The 14922-nt window shown below is 62.4% G+C and carries 16 protein-coding genes; 13 read left to right on the plus strand and 3 right to left on the minus strand.

The features are described 5' to 3' along the window. The 11 genes from ACQ4V8_RS08675 to ACQ4V8_RS08725 all read left to right on the plus strand — a co-directional run bounded on the left by ACQ4V8_RS08675 (position 1) and on the right by ACQ4V8_RS08725 (position 9709). Positions 1–1206, plus strand: a complete 1206-nt coding sequence (locus ACQ4V8_RS08675; protein WP_436571241.1) for a type II secretion system F family protein — start codon at positions 1–3, stop codon at positions 1204–1206. Next, entirely contained in the window at positions 1206–2900 is a 1695-nt protein-coding gene (locus ACQ4V8_RS08680) for a GspE/PulE family protein (RefSeq protein WP_436571256.1), read from the plus strand. Before ACQ4V8_RS08675 ends, ACQ4V8_RS08680 begins: the two co-directional genes overlap by 1 nt. Further along, positions 2893–3723 carry a hypothetical protein gene (locus ACQ4V8_RS08685; protein ID WP_128089052.1) on the plus strand — a complete coding sequence of 277 codons (831 nt, stop codon included), beginning with the start codon at positions 2893–2895 and terminating at the stop codon, positions 3721–3723. Before ACQ4V8_RS08680 ends, ACQ4V8_RS08685 begins: the two co-directional genes overlap by 8 nt. After that, complete coding sequence (locus tag ACQ4V8_RS08690) at positions 3720–4268, plus strand: hypothetical protein (protein WP_010395913.1); 549 nt, start codon at positions 3720–3722, stop codon at positions 4266–4268. Before ACQ4V8_RS08685 ends, ACQ4V8_RS08690 begins: the two co-directional genes overlap by 4 nt. Beyond that, positions 4265–4867 (plus strand): hypothetical protein, encoded by a 603-nt coding sequence (locus ACQ4V8_RS08695; RefSeq protein ID WP_436571242.1) that lies wholly within the window; start codon positions 4265–4267, stop codon positions 4865–4867. The genes ACQ4V8_RS08690 and ACQ4V8_RS08695 overlap by 4 nt, the downstream gene beginning before the upstream one ends. Then, positions 4864–5385 (plus strand): hypothetical protein, encoded by a 522-nt coding sequence (locus ACQ4V8_RS08700; protein ID WP_196856951.1) that lies wholly within the window; start codon positions 4864–4866, stop codon positions 5383–5385. Before ACQ4V8_RS08695 ends, ACQ4V8_RS08700 begins: the two co-directional genes overlap by 4 nt. Continuing rightward, complete coding sequence (locus tag ACQ4V8_RS08705; protein WP_436571243.1) at positions 5385–7433, plus strand: secretin GspD/PilQ domain-containing protein; 2049 nt, start codon at positions 5385–5387, stop codon at positions 7431–7433. Before ACQ4V8_RS08700 ends, ACQ4V8_RS08705 begins: the two co-directional genes overlap by 1 nt. After that, on the plus strand, positions 7430–7921 hold the full coding sequence (locus ACQ4V8_RS08710; RefSeq protein ID WP_010395924.1) for a type II secretion system protein: 492 nt from the start codon (positions 7430–7432) through the stop codon (positions 7919–7921). The genes ACQ4V8_RS08705 and ACQ4V8_RS08710 overlap by 4 nt, the downstream gene beginning before the upstream one ends. A gap of 3 nt (positions 7922–7924) precedes the next feature. Next, positions 7925–8317: a type II secretion system protein gene (locus ACQ4V8_RS08715; RefSeq protein WP_010395927.1), complete on the plus strand. Its 393-nt coding sequence runs from the start codon at positions 7925–7927 to the stop codon at positions 8315–8317. A gap of 2 nt (positions 8318–8319) precedes the next feature. Then, positions 8320–9000, plus strand: coding sequence for a type II secretion system protein (locus ACQ4V8_RS08720; RefSeq protein ID WP_436571244.1), 681 nt, complete (start codon positions 8320–8322; stop codon positions 8998–9000). A 226-nt stretch (positions 9001–9226) separates the two neighbouring features. Continuing rightward, complete coding sequence (locus tag ACQ4V8_RS08725; protein WP_010395930.1) at positions 9227–9709, plus strand: FxDxF family PEP-CTERM protein; 483 nt, start codon at positions 9227–9229, stop codon at positions 9707–9709. A gap of 104 nt (positions 9710–9813) precedes the next feature. Here the strand turns inward: ACQ4V8_RS08725 and murJ are convergent, their stop codons facing one another. Next, a complete protein-coding gene (gene murJ, locus ACQ4V8_RS08730) occupies positions 9814–11361 on the minus strand; it encodes a murein biosynthesis integral membrane protein MurJ (RefSeq protein WP_010395933.1) in 1548 nt (515 codons plus the stop codon). A gap of 297 nt (positions 11362–11658) precedes the next feature. Between murJ and rpsT the strand changes: the two genes are divergently transcribed. Further along, positions 11659–11925, plus strand: a complete 267-nt coding sequence (rpsT, locus tag ACQ4V8_RS08735) for a 30S ribosomal protein S20 (RefSeq protein ID WP_010395935.1) — start codon at positions 11659–11661, stop codon at positions 11923–11925. A 208-nt stretch (positions 11926–12133) separates the two neighbouring features. Here rpsT and ACQ4V8_RS08740 read toward each other — a convergent pair whose 3' ends face one another. Further along, a complete protein-coding gene (locus ACQ4V8_RS08740) occupies positions 12134–12583 on the minus strand; it encodes a DUF192 domain-containing protein (RefSeq protein WP_010395936.1) in 450 nt (149 codons plus the stop codon). A gap of 210 nt (positions 12584–12793) precedes the next feature. After that, positions 12794–13357 carry a pseudouridine synthase gene (locus ACQ4V8_RS08745; protein WP_010395938.1) on the minus strand — a complete coding sequence of 188 codons (564 nt, stop codon included), beginning with the start codon at positions 13355–13357 and terminating at the stop codon, positions 12794–12796. A gap of 310 nt (positions 13358–13667) precedes the next feature. Between ACQ4V8_RS08745 and icd the strand changes: the two genes are divergently transcribed. Continuing rightward, positions 13668–14921: an NADP-dependent isocitrate dehydrogenase gene (gene icd, locus ACQ4V8_RS08750; RefSeq protein ID WP_436571245.1), complete on the plus strand. Its 1254-nt coding sequence runs from the start codon at positions 13668–13670 to the stop codon at positions 14919–14921. The last annotated feature ends 1 nt before the right edge of the window (position 14922 follow it).

Genomic DNA, 14922 nt, shown 5'->3' on the forward strand with positions numbered 1-14922 from the left:
ATGCAGTTTGAAGTACGCGCGCTTTCTACGGACCAGGCAGTTGCTAGCTTGCACACCTGCGTGATCGACGGCCGCGACGAGGCCGACGCGCGCCGCCAGGCCGAAGCGCGCGGTTTGTTCGTCAGCGCCATCCGTCCCGTGCGGGCCACGCCGTTCAGCGCTGCCGGTCGCCGGCGCGCGCGTGCCTTGCCACTGCTGCTGTTCAGCCAGGAGTTGCTGGCGCTGTTGCAAGCGGGCCTGGGCATCGTCGAGGCGCTGGAAGCCTTGCTGGAAAAGGAAGCGTCACCGTCCACGCGCAGCGTGCTCACGCGCCTGCTGGAAGGCTTGCGCGAAGGCAAGCGCTTTTCCGCCGCCTTGGCCGAGCAGGCCGAACTGTTTCCCCCTTTGTATATCGGCATCGTCAAGGCGGCCGAGGGCACGAGCGACTTGCCGCGCGCGCTGTCGCGCTATATCGACTACCAGCAGCGCATCGATACGGTGCGCGGCAAGATCGTCAGCGCCGCTATCTATCCCGCCATCCTGCTCGCTGTGGGCGGCGGCGTCAGTGCCTTCCTGATCAGCTACGTGGTGCCCCGTTTTGCCGAGGTCTACCAGGGCGCGGGACGCAATTTGCCGTGGATGTCGCAAGTCATGCTCAGCTGGGGCCAGTTCGTCACCGAACATGGTGTACTGCTGTTGCTGGGGCTGGTGCTCGCCGGCAGCGCTTTGTTCATGGCCGTGCGGCGCGTGCTGCGCCATGGCGGCGTGGCGCGCCTGTTGGCGACACTGCCCGGCATCGGCGAGCGCGTGCGCATTTATGAGCTGTCACGCCTGTACCTGACCCTGGGCATGCTGGCCGAAGGCGGCATCACCATCGTGCAGGCGATCGCCACCGTGCAGGCCATGGTTTCGCCTGGCATGCAGGCATCCTTGCAGCGCGCGCGCGGCGATATCGAGGCGGGCCAGCCGCTATCGTCGGCGTTTGAACAGCATCAATTGACGACGCCCATTTCCCTGCGCATGCTGCGCGTGGGCGAGCGCACGGGAGACATGGGGCCCATGCTGACGCAGTCAGCCGCCTTCTATGACGGCGAAATCAGCCGCTGGATCGACCGTTTCACGCGTACTTTCGAACCCTTGCTGATGGCGGCCATTGGCCTGGTCGTGGGCGCCATCGTGATCCTGCTATACATGCCCATCTTTGACCTTGCCGGCGACATTTCATGATGCAAACTGATTCCGCGCCCGTCGTGGCCATCGACGCTGCGCTGCTGCAGCGCGCCCGCTCCCTGAGCCGGCAATCGAAGCGTAGCCTGGTGGAGGAATTGCAGCAGCTGAGCGGCATCGAGGTGCGCGCCGTGGTGCGCGAACTGGCGCGTCCGTTTGGCCTGGGCGTGCTGGAAACGGCCGACATGCTGGCCCATGCACCTGCGTTCGACTTGCTGCCGCTGTCGCAGGCGCTGGCGCGCCACTGCGTGCTGCTGCGCGCCGCCGACGGCCAGCTGGTGGGTGTGATCGCCGACCCATTTGACCTTGACCTGCAAACCTGGCTCAGTACGCGCGCCGGGCTGGGCGCCTTGAACGTGCGCCTGGCGCTGCAGGCTGACATCGGCGCCTACCTGTCAAAGCAGGAAGAGTCGGCGCGCGCCGTCGATAGCCTGCTGCCGGGCGCCGCCACTGACGCGCGGCGCGATGGCAAAACGGCGGCCGTGCTGTCGTTCGCCAGCGTGTCGGAAGCGGCCAGCCCCGCCGTCAAGCTGGTCAATTCGACGCTATACGACGCTTTGAAGGCCGGTGCTTCCGACATCCACCTGGAGAGCACGGCCGGCGGCCTGGCCGTCAAGTACCGCGTCGACGGCGTGCTCGATCACGCCACCGCCGTCAATGGCATCGAAGTGGCTGAGCACATCATCTCGCGCCTGAAAGTGCTGGCCGAACTCGATATCGCCGAGCGCCGCGTACCGCAGGACGGCAGCTTCCGCGTCGAGGCGGGCGGGCGCGAAATCGATTTGCGCGTCTCCATCATGCCCAGCATCCATGGCGAGGATGCCGTCATCCGCATCCTCGACAAGCGCGCCATGATCGAGGCGTATGGCGCCCTGACACTGGAGGCGCTGGGCTTTGATGCGGCGTCGCTGGAAGCGCTGCGCGCGCTGGCGCAAGAAGCCTATGGCATGCTGCTCGTCACCGGCCCCACGGGTTCGGGCAAGACGACGACCTTGTATGCGGCGCTGACGGAAATCCACAACGGGCGCGAAAAGATCATCACCATCGAAGACCCCGTCGAATACCAACTGCCCGGCATTTTGCAAATCCCCGTGAATGAAAAGAAGGGGCTGACCTTCGCCAAGGGCTTGCGCTCCATCCTGCGCCACGATCCCGACAAGATCATGGTGGGCGAGATCCGCGACCGCGAGACGGCGGAAATCGCCGTACAGTCGGCCCTCACGGGCCATTTGGTGCTCACCACCGTGCATGCGAATAATGTCTTCGATGTTTTCGGCCGGTTTACCCACATGGGCATCGATCCGTATGCGTTCGTCTCGGCCCTGAACGGCATCTGGGCGCAGCGCCTGATCCGCACCAACTGTCCCCATTGCGCCACCGACTACACGCCCGACGATCTGGAACTGGCCAGCGTGGGCCTGGCGCGCGCCGACGTGGCAGTCTATCAGTTCAAGCAGGGCAAGGGGTGCGGCGACTGCCGCGGCACCGGTTACAAAGGGCGCCGCTCGATTGCCGAAATCCTCGTGCTGACCGATGAAATCCGCGAATTGATCGTCGATAAAAAGCCGATCCGCCAGATCAAGGCGGCCGCGTATGCGAACGGTACGCGCAGCCTGCGCCTGGCGGCGCTGGAACTGGTCAGACGGGGCGCCACCACTATCACGGAAATCAAGAGGGTCACCCTGCATGCGTAGAGGCATAGGAGAAGGACTGCGCCTGGGCGTGGCGGTGGGCAGCATGAGCCTGTGGCGCAGCAGCCGCTGGCGCTCGCCGGCCTGGACCTTGCTGGGTGAGGCGGCGTATGCGCCGGACGACACGCTGCATGGCGATTTTGCCGCCCTGGGACAGGCGCTGGCGCAGTTGCTGGACCGGCTGCTGCCGGCGGGGCAGTGCGCGCGCTGGCCATTGTCCGTGGTGCTTGACGACGCCTTTGCGCGCCTGTGGCGAGTGGACATGCCGCAAGGTGCCGCGCGTCTGAGCGACATCGAGGCGGCCGCCGCGCTGCGCTTTCAGTCGCTGTATGGCGATGCCCCCGGCCTGTGGCACAGCAGCAGTGCCTGGGATGCGCGTGCGCCGTTCTTCTGTGCCGTGCCGCGTGCGCTGCTGGCGCAGTTGACGCATGTGGCGGCCGCACGCAAGCTGGCCCTGATTTTTATTACACCGCAATTCGTACGCCACTGGAACCGCTGGCACGGCGCGTTGAAGCCGGGCGCCTGGTTTGGCCAGTTGCAGGACAATATCTTGACCCTGGGCATGCGTCACGATGGGCATTTGTGTGCCGTGCGTGCGCTGCCCGTGCCGCCTGGCGTGGGCGGTGATTGGCTGCTGCAGACGCTGGCGCGCGAAGCGCTGCTGCATGGCGTGATCGCGCCCGCGCTGCTGCAGCTATGCGGCGCGCCGCCAGCGGGCTGGCTGGCACCGGTGGGAGCGTTCCACTGTCAGGTACTGTCCACGCCAGACGGAGACGGCGCCTTGTCGCCGGCTGCCCGGCTGGCCCGCAGCGCAGGTGCCGCATGACGCGCCTCGATATCGATTTCGCGCCACCAAGCTGGCGCCGCAGCCTGTACCGCGTGCCTGCGTGGGCGTGGTTTGCAGGTGCGCTGGGCGTGGCGCTGAGCGTCACGGCGGCGTACAGCTGCAGCGCCGCGCTGCAGCGCCAGGCGGCAAGCGAGGCACGCTGGCGCCTGGCGCAGCAACGCGTGATGGCAGCGACGCAGCGGCCGGCGCCTGCATCGCAAGTGCTGATTGCGCCAGCGCAGGCGGCGGCCGTGAATGCGGCCATCCTGCAATTGAACCTGCCGTGGCGCGACCTGCAGGATGCGCTGGCGAGCGCCACGCCGCCCGCCATCGCGCTGCTGGCGCTGGAGCCGGATGCGCGCAAGCGCGTGCTGAAGATTACGGCCGAGACGACTGGCAGCGACGCCATGGTGGCTTACATCGCGCAATTGAAGCAGCAGGAACTGTTCGGCGAGCGCGTGCAACTGCTACGCCATGAAATCAACGCGCTCGATCCACATCAACCCTTGCGCTTCCAATTAGAAGCGCGCTGGGGCATGCCATGATAGCCATCGAGATCAATCTCTTGCGCCTGCGCGCGCAACTGCTGTTGCGCCGCCTGGGCGCGCCCGCCTGTCTGGCCGTGGCCTTGCTTGCGCTGGGCGCGGCCGCTTGGGTCTGGGCCTGGCAGCAGCGCGCCATGGCGGCGCAACTCGAGGCGCGGCCGTTGCCGCAGCCGTCGCTGGCCGTGGCGACTGCGGCGGCGGCGCCGGCGACGGCCAGCGAAAACATGGCGCGCTTTTATGCCGCCCTGGGACAGCAGCGTCATGCGGAGCAGCAGGTCAAGCAACTGTTTGACCTGGCTGCGAAGAATGGCCTGGTGCTGGCGCAGGGAGAATATAAAAGTGGCTACGACAAGGCCAGCCGCGTCACCACCTGGCAGGTGACCTTGCCGCTCAAGGGCAGCTATACGGCCGTATGGCAGTTCGCGCTGCAGGCGTTGCGTGCCATGCCCTTCGCTTCGCTCGACGAACTGAGTTTTCGCCGCGAACAGATCGCCGACACGCAGCTCGAAGCGCGCCTGCGCCTGACCTTCTATCTGGCCGACACGCTGTCCGATACGCTGTCCGATACGCTGTCCGACAGCGTGGGAGAGGCACCATGACGCCGCGCCATGGTCTCATGCTCGCCGGCGTGCTGGGCGCCGGCGCCTTGCTGCTGTTCGGCGAGCGCCAGCCCGTGGCCGAGGTGGCCGAGGCGGTGGAGCGGGCCGTCGCGCCCGCGCGCCATGCCGGCGGCAGGGCGCAGGCGGCGCAGCCGGCCATCCTGGTGCTGCTGCCGCGCAGCGAGGTGGCGGGCGAGGATGGCGACACCTTTGGCGGCGCCAATGGCGTCTTCCAGAGCCAGGACTGGAATCCGCCGCCGCCGAAAATGGCGCTGACGGCTGCGCCACCACCGCCGCCGCCGATGGCGCCGCCGCTGCCCTTCGTCTACCTGGGCAAGGCGGCCGCCGACGGCGCCTGGGAAGTGTTTTTGTCGCGCGCCGACAAGACGTATATCGTGCGCGCCAATACCGTCATCGATGGCGCTTACAAGGTCGTGACGATCGCGCCGCCCGTCATGACGCTCACCTATCTGCCGTTGAACCAGGTTCAGCAGCTTAACATTGGAGTACTCGATTGATGTCTCGTTCCTTTTCATCTGCGCCTTTTCTGGCGCTGCTGGCGCTGCTGGTGCTGCTGTCGGGCTGCGCGGGGCAGCAGGCTTACCGCGACGGGCGCGAGCTGATTGCGCAAGATCACATCGCAGCTGGCCTGCAAAAGCTGCAAGAAGCGCTGCGGCAAGACCCCGGCAACGCGCAATACCGCAGCGCCTACCTGCAGGCGCGCGAACGGGCAATCTCTAGCCGCTTGCAGCAGGCCGAGCGTCAGGCGCAGGCGGGCCAGAGCGAGCTGGCGCGCGCGGGTTTTTTGGGCGTGCTGGAAATCGATGCGCAGAATGAGCGTGCCAACAGCGGCTTGCGCGCGCTAGAGCGCGAGCAGCGCCAGGGTAAATTGCTGGCCGATGCACGCACGGCGTTTGAGGCAAAACAGTACGACCCGGCGCGCCAGCGCCTGAAGGCTATCCTCACGGAGCAGCCGCAACACGCCGGCGCGCGCGCGCTGCTGCGCGAGGTCGACGAGAAGACCGCGCCGCCCGTCGTCGAATCGGGCCTGGCCAGGTCGTACAAGCAGCCGATCACTATCGAGTTTCGCGATGCACCGTTAAAACAGGTGTTCGAGCTGATCGCGCGCCGTTCCGGCCTCAATTTTGTCTTTGATAAGGATGTCAAGGCGGACGCGAAAACCTCGATCTTCCTGAAAAACAGCACGGTGGAATCGGCCGTGTACTTCCTGCTGGTGACGAACCAGCTCGAACAGCAGGTGATGGATGCGAACACGATCCTGATTTACCCGAACGTGGCGGCCAAGCTGAAGGAATACCAGGAGGTGCTGGTCAAGACGTTCTTCCTGGCGAACGCGGACGCCAAGCAGGTGGCCAACACGCTCAAGACCATCCTCAAGACGCGCGACGTGGTGGCCGATGAAAAACTCAACATCGTCATCGTGCGCGACACGCCCGAGGCAATCCGCCTGGCCGAGCGCCTCATTGCGCTGCAGGACGTGCCGGAAGCGGAAGTGGTGCTGGAACTGGAAATCCTCGAAGTCAAGCGCAGCCGCCTGCTGGAACTGGGCGTGGCCTGGCCATCGAGCCTGTCGCTGACGCCGCTGAGTACCTCGGGCGGCGCCGGGCTGACCATCAACGACTTGAATAATCTGAACCAGCGCAGCATCGGCATAAGCAACTTGGCCGTGACGGCCAATGCCAATAAGACCGACGGCGATGCCAACATCCTGGCCAACCCGCGCATCCGCGTGCGCAACCGGGAAAAGGCGAAGTTTGTCATCGGCGACAGGGTGCCCGTGGTGACCACCACGATTTCGCCGGGCATGGGGGGCTTCGCTTTCGAGTCCATCAGCTACCTGGACGTGGGCCTGACGGTGAATGCCGAGCCGACCATTTATTTGAACAATGAAGTGGGGATCCGCATCTCGCTCGAAGTGAGCAACCTGGGCGCGCCGACCATCACCAAGAGCGGCTCGACCTTGTACCAGATCGGCACGCGCCAGGCCTCGACCATGCTGCAGTTGAAGGATGGCGAAAACCAGGTGCTGGCGGGCTTGATCAATAATGAAGAGCGCAGCTCGGGCAACAAGGTGCCAGGCCTGGGCGATATTCCCGTAGTGGGACGCCTGTTCGGCAGCAGCAAGGATGACAGCCAGAAGACGGAAATCGTGCTGTCGATCACGCCGCACCTGGTGCGCACGGTGCAGCGTCCGGAAGCGAATGAATCTGAATTCCCGGCCGGTACGGAGGGCAGTTTCCGTCGCCGTCCCGACATGGCGGCCAAGGCGCCCACGCAGATGCCGGGCACGTTGATCGTGCGTTCCGGCGCGTCGGCAGTGGGCATGCAGCCGGCGCCGGCGCAGCCGCTGATGGAGCCGGTCCAGCTGCCATCGAGCATACCGCAGAGCGTGCCCGCGCCGGCAGTGGCGCCATCGCCCGAGCCGGCCGCCTCGCCCCTGCCGATACCGGCAGGCCAGCCAGTGCCGTTGCAGGCGGCACCCGTACCGCTGTCATCGAGCCAGCCGGTGCCGCTGGCACCACTGGCACCACCGCCTGCCAAATGAGACTGGCGCGCACGCAGTGGCGAGACGGCGGCTTCAGCTTGATCGAGCTGCTGGTGACTCTGGCCATCCTGGGCGTGCTGGCCACCCTGGTGGTGCCCATCACGCAGGTGACGTTGCAGCGACGCCAGGAGCAGGAATTGCGGCGCGCACTGCGCGAGATCCGCCAGGGGCTCGATGCCTATAAACGCGCCGGCGACGAAGGCCGCATCGTGCGCTCGCCCGACGCCAGCGGCTACCCGAAAAGCCTGGAACTGTTGGTCGAGGGTGTGCCGGACCAGCGCAATCCCAAACGCAGCAAGCTGTTTTTCCTGCGTCGCCTGCCGCGCGACCCGTTCAATCCGGACGCGGGCCTGACGGATGCGCAGACTTGGGGCAAGCGCAGCTACGCCAGCGAAGCGGCAGCGCCGCGCGAGGGCGACGACGTCTACGATGTCTATTCCACGTCTGACAAGACGGGCTTGAATGACGTACCTTACCGCAAATGGTGAACCATGCCTGTCCATGATCGCAGCGTCCGCATGCGCGGCTTTACCCTGATCGAACTGCTGGTGGTGCTGGGTATCGTGGCTTTGCTGCTGACCCTGGCCGTGCCCCGGTATTTTCCCAGCCTCGACAAGGCCAAGGAAACTGTGCTGATCGATAACTTGCGCAATCTGCGCATGACCATCGACCAGTATCATGGCGATACGGGCCGCTATCCCGAGTCGCTGGAGCAACTGGTGGACAAGAAATACCTGCGCGCCATGCCCATCGATCCCATCACCGATAGCGACGCCAGTTGGATCATCGTGCCGCCACCCGACGATACGCCGGGGCGGGTGTACGACGTCAGAAGCGGCGCGCCCGGCAAGGACCGCAGTGGCACGCCATTTGCCGACTGGTAGCGATGATGCGCCGTCCGCAAGCCATCGCGCATCGCCTCCAGTGCGGCTTTACTTATCTGGGGCTGATCATACTGGTGGCCATCCTCGGCCTGGTGGGCGCTGCCGGATTGAAGATGGGTTCCCTGCTGCAGCGCCAGGCGGCGGAACAGGAATTGCTCGACATCGGCGCGCAATTTTCCGACGCTCTCTATAGTTACGCGGCCGCCACGCCGCCAGGACAGCCGCAACAGCCGCCGAATCTGGCGGCCTTGCTGCGCGATCCGCGTTTCCCCCAGGTGCGCCGGCATCTGCGCAAGCTGTTTGTCGACCCCATCACGGGGCGCGCCGAGTGGGGTCTGCTGTACCAGCCGGGCAGCAACCTCATCATAGGCGTGCATAGCCTGTCGAAGGCGACGCCATTGAAGGTCGGCAACTTCGCGCCGCGCTTTGCTGGCTTCGAGGGCAGGGTTCATTTTTCGCAGTGGCATTTCATGCTCGACCCACTAGCGCAAGCGGCCCAGGCTAGCGCAGCGGCGACCGCGCCTGGGGCGGAGTTGCCAGCGGACGCGCCTGACTTGCAGGCGCCGTCGTTGTTTTTTAAGCCTATTGCCTCACCGCAAGAACAGTCGCCGCCAGAGCCTGCTGAGGAGCATGAATCGCTAGATTCTGCCGAAAACGTTGCCGAGCCAGCCGTTGCACCTTAAAAATGCAGGAAAAACCGTTAGATCTGCTGCTAACTATTTTTTCAGGGAAAGTCGTCGATTTAGGAAAATATTTCACCCAAAAAATTGTTATCTTATAAGAAACTTTGGTGTGTTATTTATAATTAATTTAATGCATTTATGCTACTATTCTTAACGGTACTTCCGGTACCGTAAGCATTGGTGGCCTGCGCTTTGCAGCCATAAATCACTTTTTGGGGAATACACTATGAAATTGAAATTTATCGTTGCAGGCGTTTTAGCAGCCGCATCGTTGAGCGCTTATGCAGGCGATCAAGTCCTTGATATTACCGCTGACGGTAACACCCACACCTTCAACGCAGTTGTTGGCAATGGCATTTTGTCCGGTGGTCTGGATGAGATCATCCTGGGCGGCCTGGGTGCTGGCAAGTACAATATCGGCTTGTCGATTACCGGCCAGAAACTGACGTTCAATGCCCTCACGTCGAACCTGAATGCTCAGTTGGGTGAGTCCTTCTCGGCTGGCGGCCTGAAGTTCTTCGGCGTGGAGTACAGCGGTGTTGGCCCGTTCAAACTGCAACTGTTTGGTACCGCCCAAGCTGGCGCTAACTACAGCGGCACCTATACGGTAAGCGCCGTACCAGAGCCAGCAAGCTACGGCATGCTGCTCGGTGGCTTGGGTCTGCTTGGCTTCATGGCCCGTCGCCGTTCGGCAAAAAAAGCTGCCTGATATCGCTGCTGTGCAAGATGCAAAAACCCGCTTCGGCGGGTTTTTTTTTGATCTCAGTTATCTGCGCAAGGCGAGGTGCCGGCAACCACCTTCTGCATGGCTGCTCACACGCTGCGCTTGAAGTCGCGGAAGCGGAACCCTACCAGCAACAGGGTGGCAAAGTAAGCCACGGCGCACAGTGCCACCAGCAAGGCCAGTGCGCCGGCCCGTAACAGCGGATGGGCTTGCATAGCGATCCAGTCGATGCGCAGGGCGCCGAAGGCCGCCACCCCACCCATCACGATGAGCGCCGGCAACAGGCGCAGGAAGAACTTGGCCCAACCCGGTTTCGGCTGGTAGATGCCACGCTTGCGCAAGCCCCAGTACAGGAAGCTGGCGTTCAGGCAGGCACCCAGGCCGATCGACAGGGCCAGGCCGGCCACGGCGATGTAGGGCACGAATAATAGATTCATCAATTGCGTGGCGATCAGCACGCCGATGGCGATTTTCACGGGCGTGCGGATGTCTTGGCGGGCATAGAACGCGGGCGCCAGGGTTTTTACGAGGATGATGCCGATCAGGCCCAGGCTGTAGGCCACCAGCGGCTGCGTCGACATGCTCACGGATTCGGCTGTAAATTTGCCGTAGTGAAATAGGGTCGCGATCAGCGGCGTGGCCAGGGTTGCCATGCCGACGGCGGCTGGCAGTGCTAACAGGAAGGTCAGGCGCAAGCCCCAGTCCAGCAGCGCCGAGTATTGCGTCTTGTCGCCGTCCACATTCGCCTTTGACAGGCTGGGCAGCAAGATGGTGCCCAGGGCCACGCCCAGCATGGCGGTCGGAAACTCCATCAGGCGGTCGGCATACGACAGCCAGGAAATGCTGCCTTCGGCCAGGCGCGACGCGATACTGGTATTGATCATCAGGCTGATCTGCGCCGCCGAGACGGCGAACACGGCCGGCCCCATTTTCTTGAGCACGCGGCGCACGCCGCCGTCTGACAGGCCGATGGCGGGATTGAGCGACAGGCGCGGCAACATGCCGATCTTGATCAGTGCAGGAATCTGCAGGGCCACTTGCAGCAAGCCGCCGGCGAACACGGCAATGGCCATGGCGTAGATGGGCTGTTTCAATTGTGGCGCGAGCAATAAGGAAGCGGCGATGAACGATAGGTTCAGCAGCACGGGTGTGAATGCGGGAATCTTGAATTCGCGCCAGGTATTGAGAATGCCGCCGGCCAGGGCCACGAAAGACATGCAAGTAATATATGGGAACATCAGCCGCGTCATCCACACGGCGGCATCGAAGGCGCCCGCATCCTTGCTCAGGCCCGTGGCGATAGCGTACACGAACCATGGCGCGGCGACGATGCCGATGAGGGAAACGAGCACGGTGGCCCAGACCAGCGTGGTGGCCACATGATCGACCAGTTGCTTGCTCGCTTCCTGGCCATGCTGGTTCTTGTATTCCGACAAGATCGGCACGAAAGCTTGCGAGAACGCCCCCTCGGCAAACAAGCGGCGCAACAGGTTGGGGATGCGGAAGGCAACAATGAAGGCGTCCGTGTAAGCGCCGGCGCCAAAGGCGCGCGCGAACAGGCTTTCGCGCAATAATCCGGTTACACGGGACAGCATGGTCATGCTGGAGATGGCGGCGAGTGTTTTAAGCAAGTTCATGGGGGCAGATTATAGCCGGGTGCGGGGCCGGTAAACGCTTAAAATATGCTCACTGGTGCTGCCGATTCGCCCTTGCCCCGCCCATTTGCAGGTGTTTTTGGCGCCATATACGGTTTTTTGATTTGCCCCCGCTTGAAAATATCGCTATAATCGAAGGCTGTACAGAATTCTGTTACGCAGACACTAATGTTTGACAGGCACTGGTTTGGCACACATGGTTCGGCAGACGCACAGAACGCACCGGTTGGCAAACACTAATGTTTGCAAACGCACTTTGACCCTGTTTTAGGAAATTCCATGGCAAATACCGCACAAGCGCGCAAACGCGCTCGTCAAGCAGTTAAGCAAAACGCACACAATTCGTCCCAACGTTCGACCTTGCGCACGGCTATCAAAGCTGCTCGCAAAGCGATCCAGGGCGGCGACAAGGCAGCAGCTGCTGCAATCTTCCAAGCATCCGTGTCGACCATCGACCGTATCGCTGACAAGAAGATCATCCACAAAAACAAGGCAGCTCGCCATAAGAGCCGTCTGGCAGCTGCTTTGAAAGCACTGTCCGCTTAATATTCGCCAGCAGGCAAGCCACCCAGGTGGCCTTGCATGTGCCGGTACGCTGGCACTGGTTGAAAAGCAAAAACCCGCAGATTCGTTCTGGCGGGTTTTTTCGCGTGCGCGCATGCTTTTTGCCGCCTCGTTTGCCACCTCTTTTGCCATCCTGATGGCCATCCTCGGCCGCGTTTTCCGGCAACACCCTGTTGCCGGCCGCCACGGCTTAGTGCAACGGGGGCAAGTTGCCGATGCTCATGCCTGGCTTGATGTTCTTTTGCCTGAACCAGCCCAGGTTCATTTCCAGCGCATAGCGCACGGGGACTGCCTTGCTGGAGCAATGGCTGTCGAGCGTGAGCGCTTGCATGTCTTCGATGTTGACGATCTTGCCACTGGCATCGATAAAAGCCACAGATAGGGGCAGCGGCGTGTTTTTCATCCACATGCATTGCGTCGACGAGTGGTCAAAGACGAACAGCATGCCCGCATTCGGCGGCATCTTTTCGCGGTACATCAAGCCTTGTTCGCGTTGCTGTTCCGTGGCGGCTACTTGCGCCTGTATCAAATGCATGCCGGCCGAGAGTTGCACGCTCTTTTGCGGTGTCTGTGCTTGTGCAGTGCTGGCACACGCCATCAGGACGATGCACAGGCTGAGGCGGCGAAGGGACGTTTTCATGGGGCGTGACGGTGACTGCGAAGCGCCGATTAAGCCATGCTGGTGAGCGTCAGGTCAAGCATGCTGTCTGGTCGCGCTGAAAGCGTGGGGTCACAGCAACATGCTTGCTGCCGTAAGCCCCGGCGATGCCCTTTTTTCACGCGCTTGCCGGCGTCCGAGAGCGGCTATTTTGCCTTGCGCGCCTGGGCGATCAGGCTTTGCTGGTGCTGCTCACGCTTTTCCAATGTTTTGGGCCGGCACTTCGCACCATTCGCCGGGGAGCAAGGGGTGGCTGGCCAGAGAGAACGGGCCGATGGCGCTGCGCACCAGGCGCAGGGTGGGCAGGCCGACGGCAGCCGTCATGCGCCGTACTTGCCGGTTTTTTCCTTCTTTCAAGGTGATCGCCAGCCATGAGGTGGGCTGGTCGGCGCGCGCGCGGATGGGGGGATTGCGTGGCCACAACCAGTCCGGCTCGGCGATGCGCACAGCCCGGCATGGCTTGGTGATGAAGTCGCCCAGGTCCAGTGGCGCCTGCAGGCGTGCCAGGCTGGTCGCGTCGGGTACGCCATCGACTTGCACCAGATAGGTTTTCGCTTCCTTGCGGGCGGGGTGGCTGATGTCGTGCTGCAGGCGGCCGTCGTCCGTCAGCAGTAGCAAGCCCTCGCTGTCGGCGTCGAGTCGGCCGGCCGGGTAGATGCCGGGAATGCTCAAATGGTCGGCCAGGGTGACGCGGCCGTCTTGCGCTGAAAACTGGCACAAGACCTGGAATGGTTTATTGAAGAGGATGAGTGGCATGCTGATAAATGAATGGATGCAAACAATGGTGGCCGCAGGATGGCGCCGTAAAAGTGTGGCGCCATGTAAGATACTGGTACATAATGTGAAACGCTAGTCTTATATCTTATAGAAGACCTGATGCCAGTGTGGCGATAAGGTCCTCTGGCGCTGCATGCTGCAGTGTGAAGCAGATGGCCCGGCCATTCTTTCCCTGCTAGAGTGCGCTGTTGCCGCCATGTTCGGACTTGTTTTTGTAAACTCTGCAACCGCAGAGCGCGTCGCCGGCCAGTGTTGCCCGCCAGCGGTGTGTCCCACTTCGGAGATCACGATGTATCAACATATCACTGTACCTGCTGACGGCAAAAAAATCACCGTCAATGCCGATTTTTCGCTGAATGTACCAGATAATCCCATCATTTCCTTCATTGAGGGCGATGGCACGGGTGTCGATATCAGCCCGGTCATGCTCAAGGTGATCGACGCTGCCGTGGCCAAGGCCTACGGCGGCGCTCGCAAGATCAGCTGGATGGAAATCTACGCGGGCGAAAAAGCGACGAATGTGTACGGCCCCGATGTGTGGCTGCCGGAAGAAACGTTGGCCGCGCTGAAAGACTACGTCGTCTCCATCAAGGGTCCGCTGACTACGCCCGTCGGTGGCGGCATCCGCTCGCTGAACGTAGCCCTGCGCCAGCAACTGGACCTGTATGTCTGTCTGCGCCCCGTGCGCTACTTCACGGGCGTGCCGTCGCCCGTGAAAGAGCCGGAAAAGACTGACATGGTGATTTTCCGCGAAAATTCGGAAGACATTTACGCGGGCATCGAATACCAGCAAGGCTCGCCCGAAGCCAAGAAATTGATGGATTTCCTGATCAATGAAATGGGCGTGACCAAGATACGCTTCCCGGCCACCTCGGGCCTGGGCATCAAGCCCGTGTCCATTGAAGGCACGCAGCGCCTGGTGCGCAAGGCCATCCAGTACGCGATCGACAATGACAAGCCATCCGTGACGATCGTACACAAAGGCAACATCATGAAGTACACGGAAGGCGGCTTCCGCGACTGGGCGTATGCGCTGGCGCAAAAGGAATTCGGCGCCGAACTGATCGATGGCGGTCCCTGGTGCAAGTTCAAGAGTCCGAAGACGGGCCGCGACATCATCGTCAAGGATTCCATCGCTGATGCGTTCCTGCAACAAATATTGCTGCGTCCAGCCGAATACAGCGTCATCGCCACCTTGAATCTGAACGGCGATTACATTTCCGACGCGTTGGCGGCGCAAGTGGGTGGCATCGGCATTGCGCCGGGCGCCAACCTGTCCGATTCCGTCGCCATGTTTGAAGCGACGCACGGTACGGCGCCCAAGTACGCGGTCAAGGATTACGTGAACCCCGGTTCCCTGATCCTGTCGGCAGAAATGATGCTGCGCCATATGGGTTGGCTGGAAGCGGCCGATCTGATCATTGCGTCGATGCAGAAATCGATAGCCTCGAAGCGCGTCACCTATGATTTTGCCCGCCTGATGGAAGGCGCGACGCAAGTGTCGTGCTCGGGTTTCGGCAAGGTGATGATCGAGCACATGTAAC

The organism is Janthinobacterium paucivorans, from assembly GCF_051380805.1.
GTDB lineage: Bacteria > Pseudomonadota > Gammaproteobacteria > Burkholderiales > Burkholderiaceae_D > Janthinobacterium > Janthinobacterium lividum_D.

What these genes read in the sequence shown, in the direction of transcription:
- ACQ4V8_RS08675 (WP_436571241.1), top strand. Translation starts at nt 1, where the DNA reads ATGCAGTTTGAAGTACGCGCGCTTTCTACGGACCAGGCAGTTGCTAGC.
- ACQ4V8_RS08680 (WP_436571256.1), top strand. Translation starts at nt 1,206, where the DNA reads ATGCAAACTGATTCCGCGCCCGTCGTGGCCATCGACGCTGCGCTGCTG.
- ACQ4V8_RS08685 (WP_128089052.1), top strand. Translation starts at nt 2,893, where the DNA reads ATGCGTAGAGGCATAGGAGAAGGACTGCGCCTGGGCGTGGCGGTGGGC.
- ACQ4V8_RS08690 (WP_010395913.1), top strand. Translation starts at nt 3,720, where the DNA reads ATGACGCGCCTCGATATCGATTTCGCGCCACCAAGCTGGCGCCGCAGC.
- ACQ4V8_RS08695 (WP_436571242.1), top strand. Translation starts at nt 4,265, where the DNA reads ATGATAGCCATCGAGATCAATCTCTTGCGCCTGCGCGCGCAACTGCTG.
- ACQ4V8_RS08700 (WP_196856951.1), top strand. Translation starts at nt 4,864, where the DNA reads ATGACGCCGCGCCATGGTCTCATGCTCGCCGGCGTGCTGGGCGCCGGC.
- ACQ4V8_RS08705 (WP_436571243.1), top strand. Translation starts at nt 5,385, where the DNA reads ATGTCTCGTTCCTTTTCATCTGCGCCTTTTCTGGCGCTGCTGGCGCTG.
- ACQ4V8_RS08710 (WP_010395924.1), top strand. Translation starts at nt 7,430, where the DNA reads ATGAGACTGGCGCGCACGCAGTGGCGAGACGGCGGCTTCAGCTTGATC.
- ACQ4V8_RS08715 (WP_010395927.1), top strand. Translation starts at nt 7,925, where the DNA reads ATGCCTGTCCATGATCGCAGCGTCCGCATGCGCGGCTTTACCCTGATC.
- ACQ4V8_RS08720 (WP_436571244.1), top strand. Translation starts at nt 8,320, where the DNA reads ATGATGCGCCGTCCGCAAGCCATCGCGCATCGCCTCCAGTGCGGCTTT.
- ACQ4V8_RS08725 (WP_010395930.1), top strand. Translation starts at nt 9,227, where the DNA reads ATGAAATTGAAATTTATCGTTGCAGGCGTTTTAGCAGCCGCATCGTTG.
- murJ (WP_010395933.1), bottom strand. Translation starts at nt 11,361, where the DNA reads ATGAACTTGCTTAAAACACTCGCCGCCATCTCCAGCATGACCATGCTG.
- rpsT (WP_010395935.1), top strand. Translation starts at nt 11,659, where the DNA reads ATGGCAAATACCGCACAAGCGCGCAAACGCGCTCGTCAAGCAGTTAAG.
- ACQ4V8_RS08740 (WP_010395936.1), bottom strand. Translation starts at nt 12,583, where the DNA reads ATGAAAACGTCCCTTCGCCGCCTCAGCCTGTGCATCGTCCTGATGGCG.
- ACQ4V8_RS08745 (WP_010395938.1), bottom strand. Translation starts at nt 13,357, where the DNA reads ATGCCACTCATCCTCTTCAATAAACCATTCCAGGTCTTGTGCCAGTTT.
- icd (WP_436571245.1), top strand. Translation starts at nt 13,668, where the DNA reads ATGTATCAACATATCACTGTACCTGCTGACGGCAAAAAAATCACCGTC.